The sequence below is a fragment of the Streptomyces sp. NPDC033845 genome (assembly GCF_055576225.1).
Genome location: NZ_JBVIRI010000004.1, coordinates 267131 through 293475, shown reverse-complemented (window position 1 = coordinate 293475; position 26345 = coordinate 267131). Strand labels below are relative to the sequence as shown.

The window sequence follows — 26345 nt, the reverse complement described above, 5'->3', positions numbered from 1 at the left end:
CCATGGGCTCACCGCAGCCAGCCGGGCCGCACCCATTCCCCGGCGAGCAGTCCGAGCAGCGCCTCGCCGGCCAGTTCCCCGCTGTCCCGGTCCACCAGCGAGAACACGGCGACGCCCTCGGAGGGGGCGCCCGGGAGGAACGGCGAGTGCCCGCTGTCGGCGCCGATCGGCCGCCAGGGCCGGGCGTCGGCCCGGACGCGGATGGGCACGTCCTCGTACAGCTCGGCGTGCAGGACCGGTACGTCTTCGGGGAGGCGGGCCCGCAGGGCCGTCAGCTGTCCTTCGATCACCGCCCCTTGATAGTGCGCCGCCCGCCCCGCCCACAACCTGATATCGGTCGGGGGCGGAACGGGCGGCGGCCGTGCGCCGGCCCTGCCGGGCCGGGTGGGTCAGCTGGTCAGCGGATCAGCCGGTCAGTAGATCAGCTGGTCAGTAGATCAGTTGGTCAGCAGGGTGAGGGCCTGGTTGAGGGTGGCGGACGGCCGCATGACCGCCGACGCCTTCTCCACCGACGGCTGGAAGTAGCCGCCGATGTCGGCCGGGGAGCCCTGGACCGCGATCAGCTCGGCCACGATCTTCTCCTCGGACTCGGCGAGGGTCTTGGCCAGCGGGTCGAAGGCGGCCGCCAGCTTCGGGGCGTCCGTCTGGCGGGCCAGCTCCTGCGCCCAGTACAGGGCCAGGTAGAAGTGGCTGCCGCGGTTGTCGATCCCGCCGAGGCGGCGGGACGGCGACTTGTCCTCGTTGAGGAAGGTGCCGGTGGCCCGGTCCAGGGTGTCGGCCAGCACCTGGGCGCTGGCGTTGCCGGTGGTGGTCGCCAGGTGCTCGAAGGAGACGGCCAGCGCGAGGAACTCGCCGAGCGAGTCCCAGCGCAGGTAGTTCTCCTTGACCAGCTGCTGGACGTGCTTGGGGGCGGAGCCGCCGGCGCCCGTCTCGAAGAGGCCGCCGCCGTTCATCAGCGGGACCACCGACAGCATCTTGGCGCTGGTGCCCAGCTCCAGGATGGGGAAGAGGTCGGTGAGGTAGTCGCGGAGCACGTTGCCGGTGACCGAGATGGTGTCCTCGCCGCGGCGGATGCGCTCCAGGGAGTAGGCGGTGGCCTTGACCGGGGAGAGGATCTTGATGGTCAGGCCGTCGGTGTCGTGGTCGGCGAGGTAGGTGTTCACCTTGGCGATCAGCTGCGCGTCGTGGGCGCGGTCCTCGTCGAGCCAGAAGACGGCCGGGACGCCGGTGGCGCGGGCGCGGGTGACGGCCAGCTTGACCCAGTCCTGGATGGGCAGGTCCTTGGTCTGGCAGGCGCGGAAGACGTCGCCCTTGGCGACCTCCTGCTCCAGGACCGTGGTGCCCTCGGCGTCGACCAGGCGGACGGTGCCCGCGGCGGCGATCTCGAAGGTCTTGTCGTGGCTGCCGTACTCCTCGGCCTTCTGGGCCATCAGACCGACGTTCGGCACCGAGCCCATGGTGGCCGGGTCGAAGGCGCCGTGGGCGCGGCAGTCGTCGATGACGGCCTGGTAGACGCCCGCGTAGCTGCTGTCGGGGAGGACGGCGAGGGTGTCGGCCTCGTTGCCGTCGGGGCCCCACATGTGGCCGGAGGTGCGGATCATGGCCGGCATCGAGGCGTCGACGATCACGTCGGAGGGCACGTGCAGGTTGGTGATGCCCTTGTCCGAGTCGACCATGGCCAGGGCCGGGCCCTCGGCGATCTCGGCGTCCACGGAGGCCTTGATCGCGTCGCCCTCGGGCAGCGCGGACAGGCCGGCCAGGATGGCGCCGAGGCCGTCGTTGGGCGAGAGGCCGGCGGCGGCGAGGGTCTCGCCGTAGCGGGCGAAGGTCTTCGGGAGGAAGGCGCGGACCACGTGGCCGAAGACGATGGGGTCGGAGACCTTCATCATGGTGGCCTTGAGGTGCACGGAGAACAGGATGCCCTCGGCCTTGGCGCGCTCGATCTGGTCGTTGAGGAAGGTGCGCAGCGCGTCCACGTGCAGGACGGAGGCGTCGACGACCTCGCCGGCGAGGACCGGTACGGACTCGCGGAGCACCGTGACGGCGCCGTCGGCGTCCACGTGCTCGATGCGGAGGGTGCCGGCCTCGGCGATCACCGCGGACTTCTCAGTGGAGCGGAAGTCGTTCTCGCCCATGGTGGCCACGTTGGTCTTGGACTCGGGGGTCCAGGCGCCCATGCGGTGCGGGTGGGTCTGGGCGTACTTCTTGACCGACGCGGGGGCGCGGCGGTCGGAGTTGCCCTCGCGCAGCACCGGGTTGACGGCGGAGCCCTTGACCTTGTCGTAGCGGGCGCGGACCTCGCGCTCCTCGTCGGTCTTCGGGTCGTCCGGGTAGTCCGGGAGGGCGTAGCCCTGGCCCTGGAGCTCGGCCACGGCGGCCTTGAGCTGCGGGATGGAGGCCGAGATGTTCGGCAGCTTGATGATGTTGGCCTGGGGCGTCTTGGCCAGCTCGCCGAGCTCGGCGAGGGCGTCGGCGATGCGCTGCCCCTCCTCCAGGTACTCCGGGAAGCTCGCGATGATCCGGCCGGCCAGGGAGATGTCGCGGGTCTCGACGGTCACACCGGCGGTCGACGCGTACGCCTGGATCACAGGCAGGAAGGAATGCGTCGCGAGGGCCGGGGCCTCGTCAGTGTGGGTGTAGATGATGGTCGAGTCAGTCACCGGATGCTCCGCTCCACGTATGCGTCTCTCGTCTGCAACATTGCTCGACATCAAGATATCTCAGCCTGAGGACAACGAAGCCGCCGGTCCCGAACAGATCGTCGACGACCCGTACGGGACCGGCGGCGGAACGCTCCGGCGCCGGTGGCGGCTCAGTGGACCGGGACGGCCTTGGGGCTGGGTCCGTACTTGTTGTCCCCCGGGTCGCCCTCGGTGGCCATCAGGACCAGCAGGATGATCGTGCCCAGCAGCGGGATGATCCCGAGCAGCACCCACCAGCCGGTCTTGCCGGTGTCGTGGAGCCGCCGGACGGTGACGCCGAGCGCGGGCAGGGTGATCGCGAGGCCGAACAGTCCGGTCAGCAGCGGGAGCCCGGTGGTCGTCACGTCGATGATCAGCAGGGGCACGTAGATGATCGAGTTGAAGAGCTCGAACAGCCAGAAGTCCTGCCGCCGGGCCCGGCCGCCGAACACCGCGTACTGCTTGAGAACCCGCAGGTAGTACTTCATCTGTCCCCCCGGTGGACGGTGTGGAGCCCGTCCACGCACGGACCAGGCGGCCAGAACCTAATTCCCCGGTTACCGGCGGGTCAAGTACTTGACGGATCGAACGGATCGGCCCGACGGGGGACCGTGCGGCCGGGGCTGCCCGGGTTTCGGGGCGGGCCGGGCGAGGGTGGGGGCCATGCGTCTGTTCAGCGCCCTGGCGGCGACGGCGGCGGTGGTCGCGGCCACGGTGGCGGCCGCCGCCTGCCCGGGCCCCTCCTCCCCCGCACCCGCTCCCCCGTCCGCTTCCGTTCGCGGGCCGTCCGGCGCGGCGGTGGCGGTGGCCGCCGCCGTCCCGGGCTGGTCGGCCCGGCGGGCCGCCGAGTTCTGGACCCCGGAACGGATGGCCTCGGCCCGGCCCGTCACGGGCCCGCCCACCGCTCCCACCGGCACCGCCCCCGCGCACACCCCCGCCCTCACCGTCTCCGGCACCGCGTCCGGCCGGGGTCAGGACTTCGACGGGATCCCGGTGGTCGGACGGCTGTTCCTGCTCCGCGGCAAGAGCGCCTACTTCTGCACCGCCAGCGCGGTGGCCTCCCCCCGGCGCGACCTGGTGCTCACCGCCGCCCACTGCCTGACCGGGCGCGAGGCCCGGCAGATCGCCTTCGTCCCCCGCTACACGGCCGCGCGCCCCCGCCCGTACGGCACGTTCCCGGTCCGGCGGATCTGGATCGACCCGCGCTACCGGCAGCGCGGCGCCGTCCGGGCCGCCGCCCTCGACTTCGCGTTCGCGCAGGTGGGACCCGGCCCCGGCGGACGCCCGCTGCAGTCCGTGGTCGGCGCCAACCGGCTGGGCGCGGAGCCGGGTTACGCGCATCCCTCGGTCCGGCTGATCGGCCATCCGGGCGGGGCCGCCCGCCCGCGCCTCTGTGTGAACCGCACCACCCGCTTCACCAGCCGCGATCCGCGCAGCCCCGGCTCCTTCCTGCGGATCGCCTGTACCGGCTATCCGGGCGGCACCAGCGGCGGCCCGTTCCTCACCGGCTACGACCCGCGGACCCGCACCGGCCGGGTGATCGGGGTGATCGGCGGCTACCAGGCCGGCGGGAACTCCCCGGACGTCTCCTACAGCTCCTACTTCGGCCCGGACCTGCGCCGGCTCTACGCCCAGGCCACCGGCGCCCGCCCCTGACCGCCACCCGACCCCGCCCCCGACCCCGACCCCGACCCCGACCCCGAACGGCCTTGCCGGGACGCCGTGTTGTGATCCGTTGCCGGTTCGAGACGGATCCGCAACCCCCCGGGCGGTGCCGACCGCGCGCCCCGAACGTCACAGTCTCCGAGACAACGGTCCCAGACACGTTGGGGGAAACGATGGCGACGACTCCGGACAGACCCGCGGACCCGCGCGCGGACACACCGGCGGCCCGGCGGCCGGCCACCCGGTCACAACCACGGACGCGGACGCAGACGCGGACACGGATGCGGTACGGGCGGCTGATCGCCGCGGCGGCGGCCGGTGCGCTGCTGCTAACCGGCTGCGGACACGACGGCAACAGCGGGGACCGGGGCACGGCACGCCACTTTGAGCAGGGCACCGGCGGCGGGTCCGGGGGCGGCACCGGCGGCGGGGCCGACCGTCCCGACGCCTTCCCGGCGCCCGCCCGGCCCAGCGGTCCGGCCTCCGTCGAGGGTTCCGGAGCCCGGGAGGGCGAGGACGACGGCCGGGCGCCCACCGCGCCGCCCGCCGACTACCTGTCCACCTTCGCCCTGGACGTGGACACCGCCAGCTACGGCTACGCCCGCCGGACCCTCACCGACGGCCGGCTGCCCGAGCCGGACACGGTCCGGCCGGAGGAGTTCGTCAACAGCTTCCGGCAGGACTACGAGCGTCCGGAGGGCGACGGCTTCTCGGTGACCGTGGACGGGGCCCGCACCGACGAGCCCGGCTGGTCGCTGCTGCGCGTCGGCCTGGCCACCCGGGAGGGGCGGGGCGGCGCCGGACGGCCGCCCGCCGCCCTCACCTTCGTCGTCGACATCTCCGGTTCCATGGCCGAGCCCGGACGCCTGGACCTGGTCCGCAGATCGATGGCCCTGATGACGGACCGGCTGCGCGACGACGACTCGGTGGCCGTGGTGGCCTTCAGCGGCGAGGCCTCGACCCGGCTGCCGATGACCCGGCTGGGCGGCAACCGCGCCCGGGTGCACCAGGTCGTGGACTCGCTCCAGCCCACCGACTCCACCAATGTGGAGGCCGGGGTGGTCCGGGGCTACGAGCTGGCCGTCGAGGCCCGCCGGCCGGGCGCCACCAACCGGGTGGTGCTGCTCTCCGACGCCCTCGCCAACACCGGCACCACCTCCGCCGACCTGCTGCTGGAGCGGATCGACAGGGCCCGCCGGACCCACGGGATCACCCTGTTCGGGGTGGGCGTGGGCAGCGACTACAACGACGCGTTCATGGAGCGGCTGGTGGACCGGGGCGACGGGCACACGGTGTACGTCTCGGAGGACGAGGAGGCCCGCCGGGTGTTCTGCGAGGAGCTGCCCGCGCAGATCGAGCTCCGGGCCCGGGACGCCAAGGCCCAGGTCGCCTTCGACCCAGCCAACGTGCAGTCCTTCCGGCTGATCGGCTACGACAACCGGCGGGTGGCCGACGACTCCTTCCGTGACGACTCGGTGGACGGCGGCGAGGTCGGCCCGGGCCACACCGTGACCGCCCTGTACGCGGTACGTCTGCGGCCCGGCGCGGCCGGGCAGGTGGCCACGGCCACGGTCCGCTGGCTCGACCCGGCCGGCCGGGCCCCGCACGAGGAGTCCGGCCGGATCGAGGCGGCCGCCCTGACCGGCGGTCCCGCCTGGTACGAGACCGGGGGCGCCGGTGCAGTGACCCGCACCGGCACCGGGACCGCCGTCACCGGATCCGGTGCGGGCGCCCGGTTCCAGGTGACGGCGGTGGCCGCCTATCTGGCCTCGGCGCTCCGCGAGCGCTCCGGCGGCTGGCAGCCCGTCCCCGGGGCGGTCCCGCTCGGCCGGCTGTCGGAGATCGCCGACCGGCTGGCCGCCCGTACCGAGGACCCGCAGGTCCGCGAACTGTCCACGGCGGTCGGCCAGGCCCACCGCCTGCTGGACTGACCCGGGGGCCCGGAGCGGGGCCGGCCCGCGGCCGGGGACTCGGCTTCGACCCGGAGCCGAGCCCCCGGGCCGGTCAGACGGGTGGCGGGGCGGCGGCCGGCCTGGCCCGGGCCCGGGCCCGGGCCGCGAGCACGGCCACGTCGTCCTCGGCGTGCCGGGCGTCCAGCCCCGCCACCACGGCGTCCACCACCTCGGGCACCGTGGCCCCGGCCGCCATCCGCAGCCCGGCCAGCCGGGCCAGCGAGGCGTCGATGTCCTCGCCGCGCCGTTCCACCAGTCCGTCGGTGAACATCAGCAGGGTCTCCGCCGGGTCGAGTTCCCGCACCACCGACTCGTAGCCGCCCACCCCGGTGCCCAGCGGAGGCCCCACCGGCAGCTCCAGGACCGCCCCGGTGCCGTCCGCCGCGAACACGGCGGGCGGCAGGTGCCCGGCGCTGGCGAACACGGCCACCCGGCGGGCGGGGTCCACCCGGACCAGCAGACAGGTGGCCGGCCGGCGGGCCCCGTCCTCCGCGACCAGCGCGTCCAGCTGGCGCAGCACCCGGTGCGGGGCCAGATCGGTGCCGGCCACGTCGCGGAGGGTGGAGCGGTAGGCGTTCATGTCCACCGCCGCGTCCAGCCCGTGCCCCATCACGTCGCCGACCACCAGCAGGGTGCGGCCGAAGTGCAGCCGGACCGTCTCGAACCAGTCCCCGCCGACCAGGGCCCGGGGACCGACCGGCAGATAGCGGCTGGCGACCTCCAGGTTGGGGTGCGGCCGGCCCGGCTCGGCGACCAGGGCCCGCTGGAGGTTGAGGGCGGTCCGCTCGGTGGCGGCCAGCCGGCGGGCGTGCCCGAGGTGCACCGCGGCGAGCCGGGCGGCGAAGTGCACGGTGGCGGCCTCGTGGTCGCTGAAGGCCCCGCCGCGGCCGCGGACCGCGAGCACCCGGCCGTAGACCCGGTCCCTGGCGACCAGCGGCACCGACACCAGGTGCGTCGGGGTGCCGCCGGTTCGGGCCGCCCAGGCGGCGATGGGATGCGGTCCGTCCAGGGCCCGTACGGCCGGGACCCCGTCGCCGCCGCCGGCCGCGCCGGCCGTGGGCCCGGGTTCGGCCAGCAGCTCCGGCGGCCCGGCGGCCGCCACCCGCCGGGACCGGCCCGCACCGCCGCCGCCGACCCCGCCGTCCCCGTCACCCGCATCCGCGCCCTCGTCGGCCGCCTCGTCCGCGTCCCCGGCGGACCCCACCAGGTCCACCGCGACCGCGTCGCAGAGGTTCCGGAACAGGAAGGCGGCCAGTTCCCGGCAGACGGCCGTCTCGTCGGAGCTCGTGCCGATCAGCCCGACGGCGTCCTCCATCGCCCGCAGCCGCGCGCGCAGCGCCTCGTCCTCCCGGTCCACCCCGCCATCGTCCGTCACGGAACCCGCCCCGGCACCCGCCGACACCCCGCGCGGGGGCCCCGCGCCGAGCTGCGGATAGCGTGCCCGGTACACCGCCGCAGGACCGGAGAAGAGGACCCATGCCCCACCGACCCCGCCTGTTGTACGTCACCGACCTGGGGTACCCGGCCCGCGGCCGCCGGTACGGCGACGAGGACGTCTTCCTCACCGGCCGGCTCCGCGAGGAGTTCGACCTGGCCCTGTGCCATCCGCTCGACGCGGCGGCCCTGCTGGACGCCTTCGACGCCGTGGTGGTCCGCAACAGCGGCCCGGTCCTGCGCCACCGGGAGGCCTACGACGCGTTCCGCGAGCTGGCGGCCCGGCGCGGCACCCGGGTCTACAACCAGCTCACCGGCCGCGCCGACATGGCCGGCAAGGAGTACCTGCTGGAGCTCACCGCCGCCGGCCTCCCGGTGATCCCCACCGTGGACCGGGCCGGGGACCTGGACCGGCTGCCGGAGGCGGCCGAGTACGCGGTGAAGCCCAAGCAGGGCGCGGACTCCATCGGCCTGCGCTTCCTGCCGTTCGGGGAGCTCCCGGCGGCCCTCGGGGCGGCCGACCCGGGCACCCTGCTGGTCCAGCCGCGGATCCCGTTCCGGTACGAGGTGTCGTTCTACTTCGTGGACTCCGACTTCCAGTACGCCCTGTACGCGCCGCGCCCGGAGGAGCGGTGGGTGCTGGAGCGGTACCGGCCCACCGAGGAGGACCTGCGGTTCGCCCGGCGGTTCGTCGACTGGAACACCGTGGACCACGGGGTCCAGCGGGTGGACGCCTGCCGCACCCCGGAGGGCGGACTGCTGCTGGTGGAGCTGGAGGACCTCAACCCCTATCTGTCCCTCGACCTGCTGCCGGAGACGGACCGGGAGTCGTTCGTGTCGGCGTTCGCCGGGGCGCTGCACCGGCTGCTGGAGTGATCCGGTTCACGCGCCCGGCGGCCGGGGCGGGAGCGCGTCCGGCCCCCGTCGGTGCAATCCTGGACAGATGATCACTGATGGCATGAATGCGGACGGTCCGATCGTGGTGGCGGTGGACGGGTCCGAGCACAGTCTCAAGGCCCTCGACTGGGCCCTCCCGGCGGGCCGTGCGCTCGGCGCCGAGGTGCTGGTCGCCCATGTGATGCCCGGGCACGCGCAGTTCTGGCAGGCCCGCCGGTCGGCCATGGTCGGGGATCCGGCGCCGGGCCAGGAGGTCCCGGACCCGGTCGTCGAGGGGATCCGCTCGGCCGTGGCGGAGCGGGCGGACCGCGGGGCCCTTCCGCCGGTCCGGTACGCCTCGCTGGACGGGGAGGTCACCGAGGCGCTCATCGGGCGGGCGGCGGGGGCCCGGATGCTGGTGCTCGGCTCGCGCGGGCGCGGCGGTTTCGCCAGCCTGCTGCTGGGTTCCACCAGCCGGGCGTGTGCCACCTCGGCCCCCTGCCCGGTGGTGGTGGTCCCGCACGCGGCGCGGGCCTCGACCGATCCGGCCCGGCCGGCCGGCCCGGTGGTGCTGGGGCTGGAGCCCGCGGAGAGCTCCGACGCGGTGATCGGGTTCGCGTTCCGGCAGGCCGCCGCGCTGGGCACCGGTCTGGTGGCGCTGACCGCGTTCACCGACCCGGTCTCGCCGCTGCCGCTGATCGGCGCACCGGCACCGGGCCCCGCGGACCAGGACGCGGCTCCGCTGCTGCGGGAGATCGGGCTCGCCCAGCAGGAGCGGCTGGCCCCGTTCGCTACCGAGTTCCCGGGGCTGTCCGTACAGACCATGGTGGGTCCGGGGGACGCCGCGGGACAGCTGGTGGACCGGTCGGGGTCGGCGGCCCTGCTGGTGGTCGCCCGGCACCGGGGCCGTCGGGGCGCCGACTCCTCCCGGCTCGGGTCGGTGGCCAACGCGGCGCTCCAGCACGCCCGGTGCCCGGTGGCGGTGGTCCCGGCGGGCTGACCCCCGGCCCCCGCGCCCGCTCCGGCCCGATCGGGCCGGAGCGGCCGGTGCCGGGACGGCCGGGGCTCAGGGCCTGCGGGCGTAGCAGAACAGGTGCTCCTCCGGCGGTGCCAGTTCGCTGTCCGGCCGGAAGGTGGAGACGGAGTGGTGCAGCACCTCCAGCCCGCAGTCCTCGTCGAGCCGGCGCAGGTACTCCTCGGCGGAGTAGCTGGAGACCCGGACCGGCCGGCCCATCCACTCGATCTCCAGATCGGCCACGTCGGCGGGCACGGTGGCCAGGACGAAGTACCCGCCGGGGGCGAGCCAGCGGGCGATCCGGCGGAGCACCCCGTCGATCTCGGGCCGGCTCATCATCAGCAGCGGGAAGAAGGCGCAGACCGCGTCGAACCCGCCGTCCGGCGCCCGGTGGGTCCGGACGTCGGCCAGTTCGAAACGGGCGCCCGGCACCTGGGCGCGGGCCAGGTCGACCATGGCCGGGGACACGTCGAGGCCGGTGACCTCGCAGCCGGCCCGCACCAGGACCTCGGCGGCCGGCCGCCCGGTGCCGCTGCCGATGTCCAGGACCCTCGCCCCGGCCGGCAGCCGGGCGGTCAGCCAGTCCAGCGCCTCCAGTTGGGCGGGCACCCGGCCGAAGACCTCCTCGTACGCGGCACCCACCCCGTCGAACAGCTCCGCCGCCGAAACCGGCCCCTGACCCTGTCCCTGTCCCTGCCCGTCCACCGCTGTCCCCTTCCCGCCGGTCCTCGGGATTCCGGACCCCCGGAACGCCGGTCCCAGGCTAGGGGGTGGCCACCGGTCCGGGCAGGGGCCCGGGGTCAGTTGCGGTCGATGAAGACGCTGGTGGACTTCACCCGTGCGGTGGCCTGCGCGCCGACCTCCAGGCCGAGTTCCTCCACCGCCTCCCGGGTCAGCAGGGACACGATGCGGTGCGGCCCGGCCTGGATCTCCACCTGCGCCTCGACGATGCCGAGCTTGACGGCGGTGACGATGCCGGGGAAGGCGTTCCGCGCCGAGGTGTAGGGGACCTCGTCGCCTTCCGCGGCCTCCTTGGCGACGGTCACGCAGAAGGCCGCCAGGTCCGGCCCGGCGACCATCCGGCGGGTGCCCTCGCGATGGGTGGGGAAGCGGTCCGCGTCCGCCCAGCGGCGGGCCGTGTCGACGCTGACGCCGAGCAGCCGGGCCGCCTGTCCGATGGTGTACGACTCCATGGACGCCACCCTAGGGGGTGTTCTCCGCGCCGCCGCCGCCGGCCCGGTGCGCGAACCGGTCGGCGGCCCGCGCGCCGCGCCGCTCGACGGGCAGCACCCCGCTGGCGGCGGCCAGTCCGAAGGGCGGCATGTCGAAGTAGATCGACTCGTAGCAGCCCTCGGGGGCGATGTAGGTCTCGTGCCACAGCCCGACGTGCTGCCGGGACCCGCCCTCCCGGTCCCGGCGGTTGAGCAGGGTCCACATCCGGTGGTGGTGGGTGTCGGGGGCGGTGGCCCAGGCGTAGAGCTTCTCCTTGGACTCCCAGTACTGGACCACGTAGTAGGTGCGCGGCGAGGCGGTCAGCAGGACGTGGCCGAGGAGGCCGCGGCCCGGGTCCCGGGCGAGTTCGCGGAGCATCCTCGGCATGGCGAGGAGCACCGGCAGCCAGTGGTGGACCGCCCGGAAGCGGTTGATGCGCATGCCGATCAGCAGCACCACCGCCTCGCCCTCGCGCGCGGCGGTGGTGCGCCCCGGTATCGGCGCACGCCCGGACCTGTCGGTCCCGGACCTCTCGGTGCCGGACCTGAAGATGGCGGACACGGTTTCCTCCCCTGTTGGATAACAGCACTATCCAAGACTCGATGCTTGGATAGTGGCGCTCACCAAGGGAAGGGCGCAAGGGATGCGACTGGGCGAACTGAGCGAACGGAGCGGGGTCTCCATCGCCACGATCAAGTACTACCTGCGCGAGGGCCTGCTGCCGCCCGGCCGCCAGATCGGGGCCACCACCGCCGAGTACGCGGAGGAGCACCTGCGCCGGCTGCGGCTGGTGCGGGCGCTGATCCAGGTGGGGCGGGTGCCGGTGGCCTCGGCCCGCGAGGTGCTCCGGTACGTGGACGACGAGACCCTGAGCCGGACCATCCGGCTGGGCGCGGCCCTGTGGGCACTGCCGCAGGGGCCGGACCCGGACGAGTCGGACCCGGCCGTGGCCACCGCGCGGGCCGAGGTGGACCGGCTGCTGGCGGAGGCCGGCTGGTCCACCGCCCGCGAGCTCGGCCCGCTCTCCCCCGTGTACCGCTCCCTGGTGGCCGCGGCCGCCGCCCTGATCCGGCTCGGCTACCCCTGCGACGCCGCGCTGATGGCCCCGTACGCCGAGCTGATGCACCGGGCGGCCGTCCGCGACCTGGACCGGCTGGACACCTATCCGGCCGAGGCGGAGAAGGCCGAGGCCGCGGTGGTGGGGGCGGTGCTGTACGAGCCGGTGCTGCGGGCCCTGCACCGGCTGGCCAAGGAGGAGGAGTCGGCCCGCCGTTACGGGCTCTGACGGCGGAAGGCCGCCTCCCGGACGGGGAGACGGCCTTCGCGCGGTGCCGGTCGGGCGGTGATCAGACGCCGGGGACCGGGTAGGTCGGGTACTCGACCCCGGAGACGTGCTGGACGACCCGGATGACCTGGCAGGAGTAGCCGAACTCGTTGTCGTACCAGAGGTAGAGGATCGCGTTGTCCCCGTCGACCTTGGTCGCGCCGGCGTCCACGATCGAGGCGTGGCGGGAGCCGACGAAGTCCATGGAGACGGCGTCGGGCGCGGTGGTGAAGTCGATCTGGCGCTTCAGCGGGGAGTTCAGCGAGACGTCGCGGAGGTACTCCAGGACCTCCTCCCGGGTGGTCTCGCGGCCCAGCCGCAGGCTGAGGATCGCGATCGAGACGTCCGGGACGGGGACGCGGATCGAGCTGCCGGTGATCGGCGCCTTGAGGTCCGGGAGGGCCTTGGCGACGGCGGAGGCCGCACCGGTCTCCGTGATGACCATGTTCAGCGGCGCGGAACGGCCCCGGCGGTCGGCCTTGTGGTAGTTGTCGAGCAGGTTCTGGTCGTTGGTGAACGAGTGGACCGTCTCGACGTGGCCGCGCAGCACGCCGTACTCGTCGTCCATGGCCTTGAGGGGCGGGACGATGGCGTTGGTGGTGCAGGAGGCGCAGGACAGGATCTGCTCGTCCGGCTTGATCATGTCGTGGTTGACGCCGTGGACGATGTTCGGGACGTCGCCCTTGCCCGGGGCGGTCAGCACGACCTTCTCGATACCGGGGCGCAGGTGCTTGGAGAGGCCCTCGCGGTCGCGCCACTTGCCGGTGTTGTCGATCAGGATGGCGTTCTTGATGCCGTGCGCCGTGTAGTCGACCTCGGAGGGGTCGTTGGCGTAGATCACCTTGATGGCGTTGCCGTTGGCGATGATCGTGTTGGTGGCCTCGTCCACGGTGATGGTGCCCTGGAACTGGCCGTGGATGGAGTCGCGGCGCAGCAGCGAGGCGCGCTTGACGATGTCCTGGTCGCCGCCCTGGCGGACGACGATGGCGCGCAGCCGCAGGCCGTTGCCGGAGCCGGCCTTCTCGACCAGCAGGCGGGCCACCAGGCGGCCGATGCGGCCGAAGCCGTAGAGCACGACGTCACGGGACTCGCGGCGCTCGATCTTGTTGTCACCGGTGGCGCCGGCGACGGCCTCGGCGGTGAACTCGGCCACGGACAGCCCGCGGTCGTCGGTCTTGTACGTGGCGGCGAGCATGCCGATGTCGATCTGGGACGGGCCCAGGTCCAGGGTGGTGAGCACCTGCAGGAACGGCAGGGTCTCGGTGACCGAGAGCTCCTCGCCGTCGATCTGACGGGCGAAGCGGTGGGTCTTGAGGATGCTGACCACTGACTTGTTCACCAGGGAGCGGCTGTGCAGCAGGATCGTGACGTCCCGCTCCCGGTGGAGCTTCCCGATGATCGGGATCATCGATTCCGCGATCTCTTCGCGGTTTTTCCAGTTGGTGAACGAGTCCTCGTTGACAGTCACAGGTCCATCTTTCGAGCTAGGCGGCGCTCATATGCTAACCCGACCGGATTTCTTGCGCCCCAGCGGTCCCCCCGATCGAAATCCGATCGCAATCCGGGCCCGGACACGCAAAAAGGCCGTTCTCTCATCCGATGAGAGAACGGCCTCTTACATGCTTCCGACGTGTGTGGAACACCGTCGGGACGACAGGATTTGAACCTGCGACCCCTTGACCCCCAGTCAAGTGCGCTACCAAGCTGCGCCACGTCCCGATGCCCGTTGACCTGGGGTTTCCCCTGGTTGAACGCGCAGGAGAACGATACCGCACTCCGCGGGGTCCTCGCGCGCACCTTTTGCGCCGGGCGCTCCGGCGCCCGCGCGGCGGGCCGCAGGTCAGCCGTCCTGGGCCGCCGCCGCGCCGAGCTCGGGGTGGGCGGCGGCCAGCCGCTTGGGGGCGGCCTGGCGCCATGCGTCGGCCAGGATCGCCCGCAGTTCGGCGGCGTCCTCCAGGGCCGCGAGGCGGACCCGCAGCCAGGCGTAGTTGTCGTCGTGGCCCGCGCGGAGGAAGAACTTCTCCGGCTCGGCGGCGATCAGCTCGGCCCGGTCCTCCTGGGGACACTTCACCCCGATGGAGGTGTCGTCGTCCGCGATGGCGGCGAACATCTTCCCGGCCACCCGGAACGTCGGCATCCCCCAGGCGGGCTTCTCGGTGCTGTCCGGCAGCGACAGTGCGATCGTCCGCACGTCCTCGGCGGTCATCGGCATGACAGGGGCCTCCGTCTCTCCGGGTACCGACGGTAGACCCCGGCACCGACAGGCGGTCGGCGGCGCGGGCGGCCGGGGCCCGGACGGGGTGGTCACCAGCCTCCGGCGTCCTCCCGGCGGTGGATCCGGCCGACGAGTTCGGCGGCCAGGGCCTTGATCACGGCGAGTCCGTCCTGACCCCAGCGGCGCGGGGCCAGGTCGACCGCGCACACGGTCCCCAGCACCACCCCGCGCCGGTCGGTGAGCGGAGCGCCCAGGTAGGCGCGGACCCCGCTGCCGTCCACCACCGGGTTCCCGGCGAACCGGGCGAAGTCCCGGACGTCCTCCAGCACCAGCGCCCGCCGGCGCACCACCACGTACGGGCAGTAGCCCTGGTCCCGGGCCAGGGCCCGGGCCGGGTAGCCGCGGCCCGGGGCGTCCGGGCCGTGGTGCAGTCCGGCGAAGAACTGGCGCTCCTCGCCGACGAAGTTGACCCCCGCGCAGGGGGTGCCGGCGGTCTCGGCGACCCGCCGGGCGAAGGCGTCCAGTTCCGGATCGGCGCGTTCGCCCAGCCCCAGCTCGCGCAGCCGCAGGGTCCGGGCCGGGGCCTCCCGGTCCACCGGGAGGAGCAGTACCGGCGGATGGCCGCCGGGTTCTTGGTAGGTCATGGTGCGCGTTCCCCCCGGGCCGTGGTCAGCAGGTGCCGGACGAGCTCCGCGAGGATGCCCGTGCCGGAGGCGGTGCGCCGGGCGTCGCAGCGGACGACCGGCACCTCGGGCGGGAGGCCGACCGCCTCGCGGACCTCCTCGGCGGTGTAGCGGTGGGCGCCGTCGAACTCGTTGACGGCGACGACGAAGCCGATGCCCCGGCGTTCGAAGAAGTCGACGGCGGCGAAGCAGTCGCCGAGCCGCCGGGTGTCGGCGAGCACCACCGCGCCGAGGGCGCCCACGGACAGCTCCTCCCACAGGAACCAGAACCGCTCCTGCCCGGGCGTGCCGAACAGATAGAGGGCGTGCCGGCCGTCGAGGGTGATCCGGCCGAAGTCCAGGGCCACCGTGGTGGTGGTCTTGGCGGCGATCCCGTCGAGCGGGTCGGTGTCCTCGCCGGGGCCGCTGATCAGTTCCTCGGTGCTCAGCGGCGGGATCTCGCTGACCGCCCCGACGAAGGTGGTCTTGCCCGCCCCGAAACCTCCCGCGACCAGGATCTTCAGGGTGGCCGGGGGTGCCGGGGCCGGGGCCTCAGAGCCTTCTGCGCAGACCATCGAGCACCGCCTTCAGCAGGGACTGGTCATCGGCCGGCCGGTCGGGGAAGTGCGGGGCCCGGGCGGTCACCGCGCCGGCCTGGACGAGGTCGGAGACCAGCACCTTGACCACGGTCGCGGGCAGCCGCAGCCGGGCGGCGAGCTCGGCCACCGAGATCGCGGCGGTGCCCGCGCACAGCCGCAGGACGAGCGTGTGGTCGGGTCCGGGGGCGGGCCTCGGGCGGATCCCGGTCGCGGTGACCTGGGACAGCAGGTCGAGGGCGACGGCGGGGCGGGTGCGGCCGCCGCTCGCCGTGTACGGCCGGGTCACCCGGCCCGCGGTGTCGTCCAGCCAGGGCGGATCGGCACGGCCGGCCCGGGTGGTCATTCGGGGACCGCCGTCGACCCGGCGGGGGCGGTGTCCCGGCGGCGCGGCGGGGCCGCCAGATAGGGGCGGACGCTCCGGACCAGGACGGCCATCTCGTAGCCGAGGACCCCGGCGTCGGCCTCCCGTCCGGCGAGCACCACCAGGGCGGTGCCGGCACCCGCGGCGGAGACGAACAGCAGTGCCGAGTCGAGTTCCACCACCACCTGCCGCACCTCGGCGTCCCCGGCGAACCGGGCGCCGGCGCTGCGGCCGAGCGAGTACAGGCCGGAGGCGAGGGCCGCCAGGTGGTCGGCGCTGTCCGGGTCGATCCCGTGCCGGCAGGTCACCAGCCCGTCCGCGGTGAGCAGCACCGCGCTGCGGGCGTACGGGACGCGCTGGACCAGTCCGCTCAGCAGCCAGTCCAGATCGGACGGTCGGGTCATCGGCGGGGCTCCTGTGCGCTCGGTGGTCATGACGGGTTCCGTGCCGGTACGGGGCCGGGGGCCGGGGCGGGGCCGGGGGCCGCCATGTGCTCGGCGGCCGGTACGGGACCGGCGGCCGGGGAGGGGCCCGGGGCGGCCGGGGTGTCCGCGAGGGCGAAGCCCTGCTGGAAGGCGGCCATCAGCCCCGGGTCGTGCACGGGGCCCGGCTCCGCCCCGGCGGCGGCCCGCCGGGGCGCGGCCGGTTCGCGCAGCTGCGGGGCGACATGGGTCTGGGCCCGCCGCCGCGGCAGCCCCGGCCGCGGCTCGGCGCCGCCGGCCGGGACCGGGGGCTCGGCCGGCGGGCGCTGCGGGACGACGGACGGGGGCGCGGGGATCCGGGCCGGTTCCAGCAGAGAGGAGGAGCCGGTGCGCTCGGTGGCGGAGGGATGGGCGCCGAGCAGCTCCCTCGGCAGGACCAGCACCGCCAGGACCCCGCCGTAGATGTTGGACTTGAGCTCCACGGCGATCCCGTGCCGGCGGGCCAGCGCGGACACCACGTACAGTCCGATCCGGCCGTCCGCCAGCAGTCGGCCCGCCTCGGTCCGTTCCGGGTCGCCGAGCAGGGCGTTCATCCGGTGCTGTTCGGCCGGGGGCATGCCCGGCCCCCGGTCCTCCACCTCCACCGCGATGCCGGCGGTGACCCGCTCCGCCCGCAGCACCACGTCGGTGTCGGGGGTGGAGAACACCGTGGCGTTCTCCACCAGTTCGGCCATCAGGTGCACCACGTCGGCGACGGCGTGCCCGCGCACGGTCCCGCCCGTCGGCGGGACCACCTTCACCCGGGTGTACTGCTCCACCTCGGCGACCGCCGAGCGCAGCACCTCGCCCAGGTCCACCGGCCGGGTCCACTGCCGGCGGGACGCGGCGCCGCCGAGGACCGCCAGGTTCTCGGAGTGCCGGCGGATCCGGGTGGCGAGGTGGTCGACCCGGAAGAGCTCCCGGAGCAGGTCGGGGTCCTCGACGGTGTCCTCCAGCCCGTCCAGCAGCGCGATCTCCCGGTGGACCAGGGACTGGAGACGGCGGGCCAGGTTGGCGGACACCTCCACCTTCCGTTCGCCGTCGGACCGCTCCACCGGGCCGGCCAGCCGGGTCAGGGTGCTCTGGGCCAGGTCCCGGGCGCCCCTCAGCTCCTGGGAGAGCGGCCAGAACTCGTCCCGGGCCGCGGCCCGGCTCCGCCCGCCGGGGCCCGGTCCGGCACCGGTTCCGGACCGGGTCCCGGCAGCGGTCCCGGTCCCCGGGGACCGTACGGACCTGATGGCCGGTTCGCCCCGCTCCAGCCGTTCGGCGTTGGCCCGCAGCTCCTGTCGGCCCCGGACACTGGACCGGCGCAGTGCCTCGCAGCGCTCGCGTACGGTGCGGCCGGCCCGTTCGGCACCGAGCAGCGCGGCGGCCAGTGCCCCGGCCACCAGCAGGGCGCAGCCGCCCAGCACCGGCCACAGCCGGGGGTCCCGGTGGCCGGCGCCGCCGCCCAGTTGGAGGGTGAAGATGACGGCGGCGGCACCGCTGAGGGCGGCGGCCAGGGTGGGCAGCAGGGCGGCGCGGATCAACTGGGGCCGTATCGGCCGGCCGGGACCGCCGACGGCGTGCTTGGACGGGGTGTGACGGGCGGCGGCACGGGGTCCGGACATCGGCGTCCTCGGTACGTGTGGCCCGGGCCCGGGACGGTCCGGTGGCCCGGTGTTGATCACCGGTTACCCACGCTAGACCGCATCCTCACGCGCCCGGAGGCGAGTTGGGGAACTTCGCCGCCGGGCTTCCCGCTTGCGGTGGAGCGCTCGTACGGCAGCCCGATTGCGCCCCCGGCGGGCGGGCGGCGGGCGGGCGGCAGGGTGGCCGTCGGGGTCCCGGGCGGCTGCGCGATGATCGTGTCCGGCCGGCCGCCGCACTCGGTCCGGCCGGCAGCCGATTCCGAGCCCTGGAGCCTTCCGCATGTCCGATCTGACCGTCCGCACCGCCCGCCCCGAGGACTTCGACCGCTGGCGGCCCCTGTACCGGGGCTACGCCGAGTTCTACCGGGTGGAGCAGACCGAGGAGGCGGCCGCCCTGGTGTGGTCCTGGGTCCACGACCCCGGGCACGAGGTGAACGCGCTGGTGGCGGAGGACTCCGAGGGCCGGCTGGTCGGGCTGGCCCACTACCGGCCGTTCGCCCGCCCGCTGGCGGCGAGCACCGGCTGCTGGCTGGACGACCTGTTCGTGGACCCGGCGCACCGCGGCTCCGGGGCCGCCGACCTGCTGCTGGCCCGGCTGGGCGAGATCGCCGCCGAGCGGGGGTGGAGCGTGGTCCGCTGGATCACCGCGGACGACAACCACCGGGCCCGCGCCAAGTACGACCGGGTGGCCACCCGGACCATGTGGGTCACCTACGACATGGCCCCGGGCGTGGTCCGGGCCGACTGAGCCGGCTGAGACGGCTGAGACGGCCCGGACCGCGCCCGGACCCGCGGCTTGGGCGGGTTCGGGCCATGGCGTAGTTTGGACGGCCGGACGAACGGGGGCCTGGTCATGGGTTTGGTGGAGGAGATCGCCCGGATACGCGCCGGGGAGGGCGAGCCGGGCGCGCTGGTCGGGGAGTTCCGGCGGACCGCGCTGCTGGTCCCGCTGGCCGGCGGCGGGATGATGTCCGGCTTCCAGGGCGGGGTGCGCTGGATCTACGCGTTCACCGACGAGGCCGCGCTGGCCCGGTTCGCGGAGCTGCGCGGTCTGCCCCCGCACGAGGAGCTGGAATTCCTGTCCGTCCTGGGCGCCCGGCTGGTGGACGCGGTGGTCCCCGAGCAGGACGGCCCGACCGGAGTGGCCGTGGACGTGGCCGACGGGGACGGTTCGATGCTGTTCCCGCCGGTGGCCGGGATCGTCCCGGACCCGGCCGCGGTGGACGCCGGGGCGTTCGGGGGCGGACCGGAGGGGGACCGGTGAGCGGGAACGAGGACCTGGCGCTCGACAAGGGCGCGGTCAAGAACATCACCGACGGTCTGCGCGGGGCGATCGGCGGTCTCCGCGAGATCGGCACCGCGGGCGGCGCCTCCATGGGGGCCGGCTTCGAGTCCCTGGCGATGACCGGCATGGAGGCCGGGCACCCGGGGGTCGCCGATCTCTTCGAGGACTTCGCCGAGCGCTGGGAGTGGGGGGTGCGGGCCCTGGTGCAGGACGCCAGCACCCTCGCCGGGAAGCTCGGGATCGCGGCGGGCACCATGTGGGAGGAGGACCAGTACATCCAGGGCGCCTTCAAGGTCGGGGTGAACTCCCTCTACGGCAACCCGCACGCGAACGAGGACGACATCGAGAAGAAGTCCTGGGGGGACATCGCCCGGCCCCCGTGGGAGGTCTACAAGCCGGACTACAGCGCCGAGTCCTTCGAGCAGATGCAGAAGGACGTCGGCGACAACTGGAGCCAGACCGGTGACACCCTGAAGGAGAACGGCCGGATCGGCTCCCTCAACGACCTGTTGGAGCAGGCCAAGGGCAACGGCGGGGGCAACGGCTGATGGGCTGGCGGGACTTCACACCCGACTTCATCGAGGACGCCGGCGAGAAGGCCGTCGAGGGCATCGGCGACGGGGTCGAATGGCTGGGCGACAAGACCGCCGACCTCGCCGAGGACGCCGGCTGGGACGACGGCGCCGACTGGATCCGCGACAAGAGCCGCTCGCTGGCCAACACCATGGGCGCCGAGGTCGCCGAACTGGAGCTGGACCAGACCGAGGACCCCAAGAAGATCGTCTACGGCAGCGTCTCGAAGATCCGCGAGAACGCCAAGCACCTCACCGACTTCCGCACCAACTTCGACAAGGTCGGCAACGGGATCAAGGGCCTGGACTCCGACGCCATCAAGGGCGTCACCGCCCAGTCCTACGCCGAGCACGTCGCCAAGCAGCCCCCCAAGTGGTTCAAGGCCGCCGACGCCTTCGAGAAGGCCGAGGGCGCCCTCACCCGGTTCGCCGAGACCGTGGAATGGGCGCAGGGCCAGGCCAGGGAGGCGATCGAGGAGTACAAGAAGGCCAAGAAGGCCTCCGAGACCGCCCGCACCGCCTACAACGACAAGGTCGACGCCTACAACGACGCCGTCAAGGCGGAGAAGGACGACCTGCCGCCCAGGCCCGCCGGGTTCACCGACCCGGGCACCGCCGGGATCAAGGCCGCCTACGACAAGGTGATCGAGGCCCGCAAGCAGCGCAACGAGGCCGCCGAGACCGCCAAGACGGCGCTGGCCGCCGCCCGGGACGCGGCACCGCCCAAGCCCTCCTACGCGGACCAGGCGATGGACGGCCTCCAAGGACTCCAGATCGACCTGAACCACGTCGGCGGCGGCATCGTCAAGGGCACCGCCGGCCTGGTCAACTTCGTCCGCTCGGTCAACCCCACCGACCCGTACAACATCACCCACCCCGCCGAGTACCTCACCAACCTCAACTCCACCGTCACCGGCCTGGCCACCGCCGCCAACGACCCCCTGGGCACCGGCAAGGCCATGCTCGACCAGTTCATGAAGGACCCCTCCGAGGGCATCGGCAAGCTGCTGCCCGAACTCGTCGGCACCAAGGGCCTCGGCGCCGTCCGCACCGGCACCCGCGCCGCCCGCATCGCCGAGGACCTCAAGGGGCCGGGCAAGGGGCCGGGCCGGACCCGGACCGACCGGGACGGCCCGGACGGGCCCGCCCGCTGCGGCACCGACAAGGTGTGCGCGGGCGACCCGGTGGACGTGGCCACCGGGCACGTGCTGCTCCCGCAGACCGACCTGGCGCTGCCCGGCACCCTGCCGCTGCTCTTCGAGCGGACCTACGACTCCTCGTACCGGGCCGGCCGCTGGTTCGGGCCCGCCTGGGCGAGCACCGTGGACGCCCGGCTGGAGATCGACCCCGAGGGTGTGGTGCTGGTCCGCGAGGACGGCGGCATCCAGCTGTACCCGCACCCGGCCCCCGGGCTTCCGGTGCTGCCCTCGCACGGCCGGCGCTGGCCGCTGGAGCGCGATCCGGACGGCCTGGTCTACACCGTCACCGACCCCGAGCAGGGCGTGCACCGGCGGTTCGAGGTCCAGGACCCGGCCGGGGGCACCGCCAGGCTCTCCCGGATCGGCGACCGGAACGGCAACACGGTGGACGTGGAGTTCGACGCGGAGGGGACCCCGCTCGGCCTCGTCCACAGCGGCGGCTACCGGGTGCTGTTCGAGACGGCCGGGGGCCGGATCACCTCCCTCTCGCTGGCCGGCGGCGGGCGGGTGCTCGACTACGGCTACACCGGCGGACACCTCACCGAGGTGGTCGACTCCTCCGGTCGGCCGCTCCGGTTCGACTGCGACGAGCAGGGCCGGATCACCTCCTGGACCGACACCAACGGCCACCGCTTCGACTACGTCCTCGACGAACGGGACCGCTGCGTCTCCCAGCGCGGGGTCGGCGGCCGGCTGCACACCCGGTTCGCCTACGAGGACGGGGCGACCACCGTCACCGACGCCCTGGGGCACCGGCGCCGGTACACGGTCGACCACCGGTCCCGGGTCGTCGCGGACACCGACGCCTCCGGCGCCACCAGCCGCTACACCTACGACCGGTACCACCACCTGCTGTCGCACACGGACCCGCTCGGCCGGGTGACCGGCTGCCGCTACGACGAGCACGGCCGCCGGCTGTCCCTGACCCGCCCGGACGGCCGCACCGCCTCCACCGAGTACGACGCCGCCGGATCGCCGGTCCGGACCGTGTGGTTCGACGGCTCGGTGCTGCGGCAGTCCTTCGACGAGCACGGCAACCTGCTCTCCGAGACCGCACCCTCCGGAGCCGTCACCCGGTACGGCTACGACGCCCACGGGGGCATCGCCTCCGCCACGGACGCCCTCGGCCACACCACCCGGTTCCGGTGCGACTCCACCGGCCGGCCGGTGGAGGTCACCGACCCCCGGGGAGCCGTCACCCGCTACGCCTACGACGCCTTCGGCCGCCCCACCGAGGTCACCGGACCGCTCGGCGAGACCACCCGGCTGGAGTGGACCGTGGAGGGGCGGCTCGCGCGCCGGACCGCTCCCGACGGCACCGAGTCCCGGTGGACGTACGACGGCGAGGGCAATCTGCTGCGGCACCGGGACCCGGCCGGCGGCACCACCGCCTACGAGTACGGGGACTTCGACCTGCTGCTCGCCCGGACCGACCCGGACGGCGCCCGGCACACCTTCGACCACCACCCCGACCTGCGGCTCCGGTCGGTCACCAACCCGGCCGGACTGACCTGGACGTACACCTACGACCACGCGGGCCGGCCGGTGTCCGAGACCGACTTCGACGGCCGGACCCTGACCCGGGCCTACGACCCGGCCGGACAGCTGCTCAGCCGCACCAACGGGCTGGGGCAGACCGTCCGGTTCGAGCGCAACGCGCTGGGCCAGGTGCTCCGCAAGGACGCCGACGGCCGGGTCACCACCTACGAGTACGACCCCGGGGACGACCTCGCCCGGGCCGTCGGCCCGGACGCCACCCTCACCTGGCTCCGCGACCGCCACGGCATGCTCCGCTCGGAGACCGTCGACGGGCGGGTGCTCCGCTTCGAGCACGACGAGCTGGGCCGCCGCACCGGCCGCACCACCCCCACCGGGGCGGTCAGCAGCTGGGAGTACGACGCGGCCGGCAACCGGACCCGGCTCGGCTCGGCCGGCCGGGAGCTGCGCTTCCACCATGACGCCGCCGGGCAGGAGACCCGCCGGGTCCTCGGCGGGACGGTCACCCTCGGCAGCACCTGGGACCCGGTCGGCCGGCTGGTGGGACAGCAGCTCACGGTCGGGGACCGGAGCGTGCGCGGACGGCGCTACCACTACCGCGCCGACGGGCTCCTCGGCGCGGTGGAGGGCACCGGCGGCGCACCCTCGCGCGGCTTCGGCCTGGACCCGGTCGGCCGGATCACCTCCGCGGTCGGCGAGGGCTGGGAGGAACGCTACGCCTACGACCCGGCCGGCAACCTGGCCTCCGCGCACCGGCCCGCGCTGCACCCGGACCTGGCACTGTCCGAGGGCCTGCGCTCCTTCGAGGGCAACCGGGTGACGGAGGCCGGCGGGATCCGGTACGAGTACGACGGCCAGGGCCGGGTGGTCCGGCGGATCCGCAAGCGGCTGTCCCGGAAGCCGGAGGTGTGGACCCACCGGTGGGACGCCGAGGACCGGCTCGTCTCGGTGACCACCCCGGACGGGACCGTCTGGAACTATCTCTACGACCCGCTGGGGCGGCGGCTGGCCAAGCGCCGGCTGGACGCCGCGGGGGCGGTGGCCGAGGAGACCCTGTTCACCTGGGACGGCAGCACCCTGTGCGAGCAGACCACCCGGACCGCCGACCGGGCCGGGCAGGTGGTCCTCACCTGGGACCACCTCGGCCTCCATCCGCTCGCCCAGACGGAACGGCTCCTCGCCCCGGCCGCGTCCGGTGCACCGGGGGCACCCGAGGAGGAGACGGACAGCCGGTTCTTCGCCATCGTCACCGATCTGATCGGGACCCCGAGCGAGCTGGTCGACGAACGCGGCGGGATCGCCTGGCAGGCCCGCTCCACGGTGTGGGGCACCACCGCCTGGAACAGCGGGGCCACCGCCTACAGCCCACTGCGGTTCCCCGGCCAGTACTTCGACGCGGAGACCGGGCTGCACTACAACGTGCACCGGCACTACGATCCGGAGACGGCCCGTTATCTGAGCGTGGACCCGCTCGGCCTCGCCCCGGCGCCCAACCCGGCCGCGTACGTGGACAACCCGCACCTGTGGGCCGACCCGCTGGGCCTGAAGCCCTGCAAGGTCAAGGTCTCCCCGGTGGCCCCCGACTGGGCGACCAAGGGCGCCCACATCCACGTGGGCAAGGACGAGGTCCGGATCAGCGTAGACAAGGACGGGGCACTGGTGGCCGAACCGATCCGGCTGAAGACCGGCTGGGCCACCGACAAGAGCGTCAGGACGGCCCTGGAGGCCGTGGAGAACGACCCGAAGCTCCGGGCGGACCTGCTGGCGAAGGCCCGGTCGGCCAAGGAGCACATGGAGGACCACAACTGGGGCAACAACCACAACCGCAAGGACGAGATGCAGGCCCTCATCGACAAGCTGGAGAACTGGCCGTGACCGGACCCGATTTCATCGCCACCCTGCTGGCCTCCGGCAGCCTGTTCGGGCTCCGGGCGGGCGCCTCGGGCCCGGCCGACGCCGGCCCGGCCCTCCGGCTGGAGTACGTCGAGGAGGAGGACCCGCCCGGCCTCTCGCTCCGGCGGGACTACGGGCTGGCCGAGCTGTACTTCTCGGACGGCCCCGGCTGGGTGCTGACCGGCGGCTCACTGGAGCTGCACCGGCTCCCGGAGGGCCCCGAGCTGGCCTCCGAATGGCTGGCGGCGACCGGGGTGGAGTTCGCCCCGTACACGGCGTGGACCGAGGTGGCGGCCGTCCTCCGCACGGCCGGGCTCGCCGAGGACTCCCTGCTGCGCGGCTCCCAGGGCGGCTACCTGGAGTACCGGAACCCGGCCACCGGGGTCTCCGTCCTGGTGGTCGACGACCCCGAGGAGGACCGTGCGGACTGGCCGGGCCACGGCGACATCTGGAGCGTCAGCCTGAGCGCGCCCGCGCGTGCGGACCACGGGGTCCGCACCGAGGGCCGGTGAACCCGCGGCCGGCGAAGCCCTGCCCCGCCCCGTGGGACGGGGCGGGGGCGGGTCAGCGGTCGGTGGCCAGGTCGAGGTCGGGCTCGGTCTCGGGGGTGGGACGGTTCGGTTCGGGGCGGGGGTCCCCGGTGCGCCAGGGGTGGGTGAGGGGCTGGGACACCGAGCGCCACCAGGGGTCGGTGGGGAGCGGGCCGGCCGGTTCGAAGGGCTCGCCCGGGCGCGGGGAGGCCACCTGCTGGCCCGCGTCGGCCGCCGCGTCGGCGGTCCACTCGGCGGGTTCGGCCCAGGAGTGGAAGGCCAGGTTGAAGGTGCCCCAGTGGATCGGCAGGAGCACCCCGTGGGCGCTGCCGCCCTGGAGGTCGAGGTGGGCCTGGACCCCTTCCTGCGGGGTCATGTGGATGTCGGGCCAGTACTCGCTGTAGGCGCCGATCTGGATCATGGTGGCGTCGAAGGGGCCGTGGGCGGCGCCGATCTCCTTGAAGCCGGGGAAGTAGCCGGTGTCCCCGCTGTGGTAGATCCGGTGCCGGTCCCCGGTGACCACCCAGGAGGCCCACAGGGTGTGCTGCTGGTTGCGCAGACCGCGGCCGCAGAAGTGCCGGGCCGGGGTGGCGGTGAAGGAGAGGCCGGCGATCTCGGCGCTCTCGTTCCAGTCGAGCTCGCGGATCCGGGACAGCGGGACGCCCCAGCGCTCCAGATGGGCGCCGACGCCGAGCGGGACGGCGAAGACGGTGTCCGTGGCGGCCAGGGCCTTGATCGTGGGCAGGTCCAGATGGTCGTAGTGGTCGTGCGAGATGACCACGGCGTCCACCGGTCCGAGCGCGGCCAGCGGCAGCGGGACCGGGTGCAGCCGCTTGGGGCCGGCGAAGGAGTACGGAGAGCACCGCTCGCCCCACACCGGGTCGAAGAGCACCCGGCGCCCGTCGATCTCGGCCAGCACGCTGGAATGGCCCATCCAGGTCACCCGCAGGCCGCTGACCGGCGGTTTCGCCAGATCGGCCAGGGTGGTCGGGTGGACCGGGACGGGGGCCTGGGGGCTGCGCCGGAGCCGCTGCTCCTTGTGGAAGTAGATCTTGGCGAACTCGCGCCGGGACCCGGACGGCCTGGTGCGGGCCCCGACCGGGTTCTGGAACACCCCGTCGGCGAAGTTCGGCGAGCTGAGGATGCGCTCCATGCGCGGCCCGGAGGGGTCCGCGCCGAAGGCTTCGGTGCGCAGCTCGCGCAGTCGCTGACGCAGGGGACGGGAGCCGGTCAAGGCGCCTCCTGGGAGGATGGTGGCGGTTCGGTACACGCGGTGTCTGC

The 26345-nt window shown here is 74.1% G+C and carries 25 protein-coding genes and 1 tRNA gene; 10 read left to right on the top strand and 16 right to left on the bottom strand.

Features of this window, described 5'->3' with window-relative positions; genetic code table 11:
* Positions 1–8 precede the first annotated feature (8 nt).
* The 3 genes from ACZ50K_RS11120 to ACZ50K_RS11110 all read right to left on the bottom strand — a co-directional run bounded on the left by ACZ50K_RS11120 (position 9) and on the right by ACZ50K_RS11110 (position 3169).
* Positions 9–290 (bottom strand): hypothetical protein, encoded by a 282-nt coding sequence (locus tag ACZ50K_RS11120; protein ID WP_468900582.1) that lies wholly within the window; start codon positions 288–290, stop codon positions 9–11.
* A gap of 147 nt (positions 291–437) precedes the next feature.
* Positions 438–2660 carry an NADP-dependent isocitrate dehydrogenase gene (locus tag ACZ50K_RS11115; protein ID WP_468900579.1) on the bottom strand — a complete coding sequence of 741 codons (2223 nt, stop codon included), beginning with the start codon at positions 2658–2660 and terminating at the stop codon, positions 438–440.
* A 152-nt stretch (positions 2661–2812) separates the two neighbouring features.
* A complete protein-coding gene (locus ACZ50K_RS11110; RefSeq protein WP_468900577.1) occupies positions 2813–3169 on the bottom strand; it encodes a DUF805 domain-containing protein in 357 nt (118 codons plus the stop codon).
* Positions 3170–3344: 175 nt separating this feature from the next.
* Between ACZ50K_RS11110 and ACZ50K_RS11105 the strand changes: the two genes are divergently transcribed.
* Positions 3345–4337 carry a trypsin-like serine peptidase gene (locus ACZ50K_RS11105; protein ID WP_468900574.1) on the top strand — a complete coding sequence of 331 codons (993 nt, stop codon included), beginning with the start codon at positions 3345–3347 and terminating at the stop codon, positions 4335–4337.
* 290 nt (positions 4338–4627) lie between these two features.
* On the top strand, positions 4628–6277 hold the full coding sequence (locus ACZ50K_RS11100) for a vWA domain-containing protein (RefSeq protein WP_468900571.1): 1650 nt from the start codon (positions 4628–4630) through the stop codon (positions 6275–6277).
* A 73-nt stretch (positions 6278–6350) separates the two neighbouring features.
* Here the strand turns inward: ACZ50K_RS11100 and ACZ50K_RS11095 are convergent, their stop codons facing one another.
* Positions 6351–7613 (bottom strand): PP2C family protein-serine/threonine phosphatase, encoded by a 1263-nt coding sequence (locus ACZ50K_RS11095; protein WP_468901173.1) that lies wholly within the window; start codon positions 7611–7613, stop codon positions 6351–6353.
* 161 nt (positions 7614–7774) lie between these two features.
* On the opposite strand from ACZ50K_RS11095, the gene ACZ50K_RS11090 reads away from it, so the two are divergent.
* Together ACZ50K_RS11090 and ACZ50K_RS11085 are read left to right on the top strand one after the other, a co-directional pair.
* A complete protein-coding gene (locus ACZ50K_RS11090; protein ID WP_468900570.1) occupies positions 7775–8608 on the top strand; it encodes an ATP-grasp domain-containing protein in 834 nt (277 codons plus the stop codon).
* Between the two features lie 82 nt (positions 8609–8690).
* Positions 8691–9608, top strand: a complete 918-nt coding sequence (locus ACZ50K_RS11085) for a universal stress protein (RefSeq protein ID WP_468900567.1) — start codon at positions 8691–8693, stop codon at positions 9606–9608.
* Between the two features lie 66 nt (positions 9609–9674).
* Here the strand turns inward: ACZ50K_RS11085 and ACZ50K_RS11080 are convergent, their stop codons facing one another.
* From ACZ50K_RS11080 to ACZ50K_RS11070, 3 genes are all read right to left on the bottom strand, one after another.
* A complete protein-coding gene (locus ACZ50K_RS11080) occupies positions 9675–10328 on the bottom strand; it encodes a class I SAM-dependent methyltransferase (RefSeq protein WP_468900564.1) in 654 nt (217 codons plus the stop codon).
* A 95-nt stretch (positions 10329–10423) separates the two neighbouring features.
* Positions 10424–10816, bottom strand: coding sequence for a TOBE domain-containing protein (locus ACZ50K_RS11075; RefSeq protein WP_468900562.1), 393 nt, complete (start codon positions 10814–10816; stop codon positions 10424–10426).
* A gap of 10 nt (positions 10817–10826) precedes the next feature.
* The gene (locus ACZ50K_RS11070) at positions 10827–11387 is read right to left on the bottom strand and encodes a DUF4188 domain-containing protein (protein WP_468901171.1); all 561 of its coding nucleotides are present in this window, start codon (positions 11385–11387) and stop codon (positions 10827–10829) included.
* Between the two features lie 91 nt (positions 11388–11478).
* Between ACZ50K_RS11070 and ACZ50K_RS11065 the strand changes: the two genes are divergently transcribed.
* On the top strand, positions 11479–12120 hold the full coding sequence (locus ACZ50K_RS11065; RefSeq protein WP_468900559.1) for a MerR family transcriptional regulator: 642 nt from the start codon (positions 11479–11481) through the stop codon (positions 12118–12120).
* 61 nt (positions 12121–12181) lie between these two features.
* Here the strand turns inward: ACZ50K_RS11065 and ACZ50K_RS11060 are convergent, their stop codons facing one another.
* The 8 genes from ACZ50K_RS11060 to ACZ50K_RS11025 form a co-directional block, all read right to left on the bottom strand.
* Positions 12182–13627, bottom strand: coding sequence for a glyceraldehyde-3-phosphate dehydrogenase (locus ACZ50K_RS11060; RefSeq protein WP_468900557.1), 1446 nt, complete (start codon positions 13625–13627; stop codon positions 12182–12184).
* A gap of 177 nt (positions 13628–13804) precedes the next feature.
* Positions 13805–13878 (bottom strand) — tRNA-Pro (locus ACZ50K_RS11055).
* A 121-nt stretch (positions 13879–13999) separates the two neighbouring features.
* Positions 14000–14371 carry an MmcQ/YjbR family DNA-binding protein gene (locus tag ACZ50K_RS11050; RefSeq protein WP_468900554.1) on the bottom strand — a complete coding sequence of 124 codons (372 nt, stop codon included), beginning with the start codon at positions 14369–14371 and terminating at the stop codon, positions 14000–14002.
* Between the two features lie 92 nt (positions 14372–14463).
* On the bottom strand, positions 14464–15018 hold the full coding sequence (locus tag ACZ50K_RS11045) for a GAF domain-containing protein (RefSeq protein WP_468900551.1): 555 nt from the start codon (positions 15016–15018) through the stop codon (positions 14464–14466).
* Positions 15015–15611, bottom strand: coding sequence for a GTP-binding protein (locus ACZ50K_RS11040; protein ID WP_468900548.1), 597 nt, complete (start codon positions 15609–15611; stop codon positions 15015–15017). Before ACZ50K_RS11040 ends, ACZ50K_RS11045 begins: the two co-directional genes overlap by 4 nt.
* Complete coding sequence (locus tag ACZ50K_RS11035) at positions 15589–15978, bottom strand: DUF742 domain-containing protein (protein WP_468900546.1); 390 nt, start codon at positions 15976–15978, stop codon at positions 15589–15591. Before ACZ50K_RS11035 ends, ACZ50K_RS11040 begins: the two co-directional genes overlap by 23 nt.
* On the bottom strand, positions 15975–16400 hold the full coding sequence (locus ACZ50K_RS11030; RefSeq protein WP_468900544.1) for a roadblock/LC7 domain-containing protein: 426 nt from the start codon (positions 16398–16400) through the stop codon (positions 15975–15977). The genes ACZ50K_RS11035 and ACZ50K_RS11030 overlap by 4 nt, the downstream gene beginning before the upstream one ends.
* A gap of 26 nt (positions 16401–16426) precedes the next feature.
* On the bottom strand, positions 16427–18067 hold the full coding sequence (locus ACZ50K_RS11025; RefSeq protein ID WP_468900541.1) for a sensor histidine kinase: 1641 nt from the start codon (positions 18065–18067) through the stop codon (positions 16427–16429).
* 301 nt (positions 18068–18368) lie between these two features.
* On the opposite strand from ACZ50K_RS11025, the gene ACZ50K_RS11020 reads away from it, so the two are divergent.
* The 5 genes from ACZ50K_RS11020 (at position 18369) to ACZ50K_RS11000 (ending at position 25046) form a co-directional block, all read left to right on the top strand.
* On the top strand, positions 18369–18836 hold the full coding sequence (locus ACZ50K_RS11020) for a GNAT family N-acetyltransferase (RefSeq protein ID WP_468900538.1): 468 nt from the start codon (positions 18369–18371) through the stop codon (positions 18834–18836).
* A gap of 105 nt (positions 18837–18941) precedes the next feature.
* The gene (locus ACZ50K_RS11015) at positions 18942–19352 is read left to right on the top strand and encodes a hypothetical protein (protein ID WP_468900536.1); all 411 of its coding nucleotides are present in this window, start codon (positions 18942–18944) and stop codon (positions 19350–19352) included.
* Positions 19349–19921 carry a hypothetical protein gene (locus tag ACZ50K_RS11010; RefSeq protein WP_468900533.1) on the top strand — a complete coding sequence of 191 codons (573 nt, stop codon included), beginning with the start codon at positions 19349–19351 and terminating at the stop codon, positions 19919–19921. Before ACZ50K_RS11015 ends, ACZ50K_RS11010 begins: the two co-directional genes overlap by 4 nt.
* Positions 19921–24516, top strand: coding sequence for a putative T7SS-secreted protein (locus tag ACZ50K_RS11005; protein WP_468900530.1), 4596 nt, complete (start codon positions 19921–19923; stop codon positions 24514–24516). Before ACZ50K_RS11010 ends, ACZ50K_RS11005 begins: the two co-directional genes overlap by 1 nt.
* Positions 24513–25046: a hypothetical protein gene (locus ACZ50K_RS11000; RefSeq protein WP_468900528.1), complete on the top strand. Its 534-nt coding sequence runs from the start codon at positions 24513–24515 to the stop codon at positions 25044–25046. The genes ACZ50K_RS11005 and ACZ50K_RS11000 overlap by 4 nt, the downstream gene beginning before the upstream one ends.
* A 52-nt stretch (positions 25047–25098) precedes the next feature.
* Here ACZ50K_RS11000 and ACZ50K_RS10995 read toward each other — a convergent pair whose 3' ends face one another.
* Positions 25099–26298, bottom strand: a complete 1200-nt coding sequence (locus ACZ50K_RS10995; RefSeq protein ID WP_468900525.1) for an MBL fold metallo-hydrolase — start codon at positions 26296–26298, stop codon at positions 25099–25101.
* Between the last annotated feature and the right edge of the window lie 47 nt (positions 26299–26345).

Coding starts and splice junctions, on each gene's coding strand:
- ACZ50K_RS11030 (WP_468900544.1), bottom strand. CDS start 16,400: ATGACCCGACCGTCCGATCTGGACTGGCTGCTGAGCGGACTGGTCCAG.
- ACZ50K_RS11065 (WP_468900559.1), top strand. CDS start 11,479: ATGCGACTGGGCGAACTGAGCGAACGGAGCGGGGTCTCCATCGCCACG.
- ACZ50K_RS11075 (WP_468900562.1), bottom strand. CDS start 10,816: ATGGAGTCGTACACCATCGGACAGGCGGCCCGGCTGCTCGGCGTCAGC.
- ACZ50K_RS11025 (WP_468900541.1), bottom strand. CDS start 18,067: ATGTCCGGACCCCGTGCCGCCGCCCGTCACACCCCGTCCAAGCACGCC.
- ACZ50K_RS11020 (WP_468900538.1), top strand. CDS start 18,369: ATGTCCGATCTGACCGTCCGCACCGCCCGCCCCGAGGACTTCGACCGC.
- ACZ50K_RS11110 (WP_468900577.1), bottom strand. CDS start 3,169: ATGAAGTACTACCTGCGGGTTCTCAAGCAGTACGCGGTGTTCGGCGGC.
- ACZ50K_RS11085 (WP_468900567.1), top strand. CDS start 8,691: ATGAATGCGGACGGTCCGATCGTGGTGGCGGTGGACGGGTCCGAGCAC.
- ACZ50K_RS11090 (WP_468900570.1), top strand. CDS start 7,775: ATGCCCCACCGACCCCGCCTGTTGTACGTCACCGACCTGGGGTACCCG.
- ACZ50K_RS11035 (WP_468900546.1), bottom strand. CDS start 15,978: ATGACCACCCGGGCCGGCCGTGCCGATCCGCCCTGGCTGGACGACACC.
- ACZ50K_RS11095 (WP_468901173.1), bottom strand. CDS start 7,613: ATGGAGGACGCCGTCGGGCTGATCGGCACGAGCTCCGACGAGACGGCC.
- ACZ50K_RS11015 (WP_468900536.1), top strand. CDS start 18,942: ATGGGTTTGGTGGAGGAGATCGCCCGGATACGCGCCGGGGAGGGCGAG.
- ACZ50K_RS11050 (WP_468900554.1), bottom strand. CDS start 14,371: ATGCCGATGACCGCCGAGGACGTGCGGACGATCGCACTGTCGCTGCCG.
- ACZ50K_RS11040 (WP_468900548.1), bottom strand. CDS start 15,611: ATGGTCTGCGCAGAAGGCTCTGAGGCCCCGGCCCCGGCACCCCCGGCC.
- ACZ50K_RS11005 (WP_468900530.1), top strand. CDS start 19,921: ATGGGCTGGCGGGACTTCACACCCGACTTCATCGAGGACGCCGGCGAG.
- ACZ50K_RS11105 (WP_468900574.1), top strand. CDS start 3,345: ATGCGTCTGTTCAGCGCCCTGGCGGCGACGGCGGCGGTGGTCGCGGCC.
- ACZ50K_RS11100 (WP_468900571.1), top strand. CDS start 4,628: ATGCGGTACGGGCGGCTGATCGCCGCGGCGGCGGCCGGTGCGCTGCTG.
- ACZ50K_RS11045 (WP_468900551.1), bottom strand. CDS start 15,018: ATGACCTACCAAGAACCCGGCGGCCATCCGCCGGTACTGCTCCTCCCG.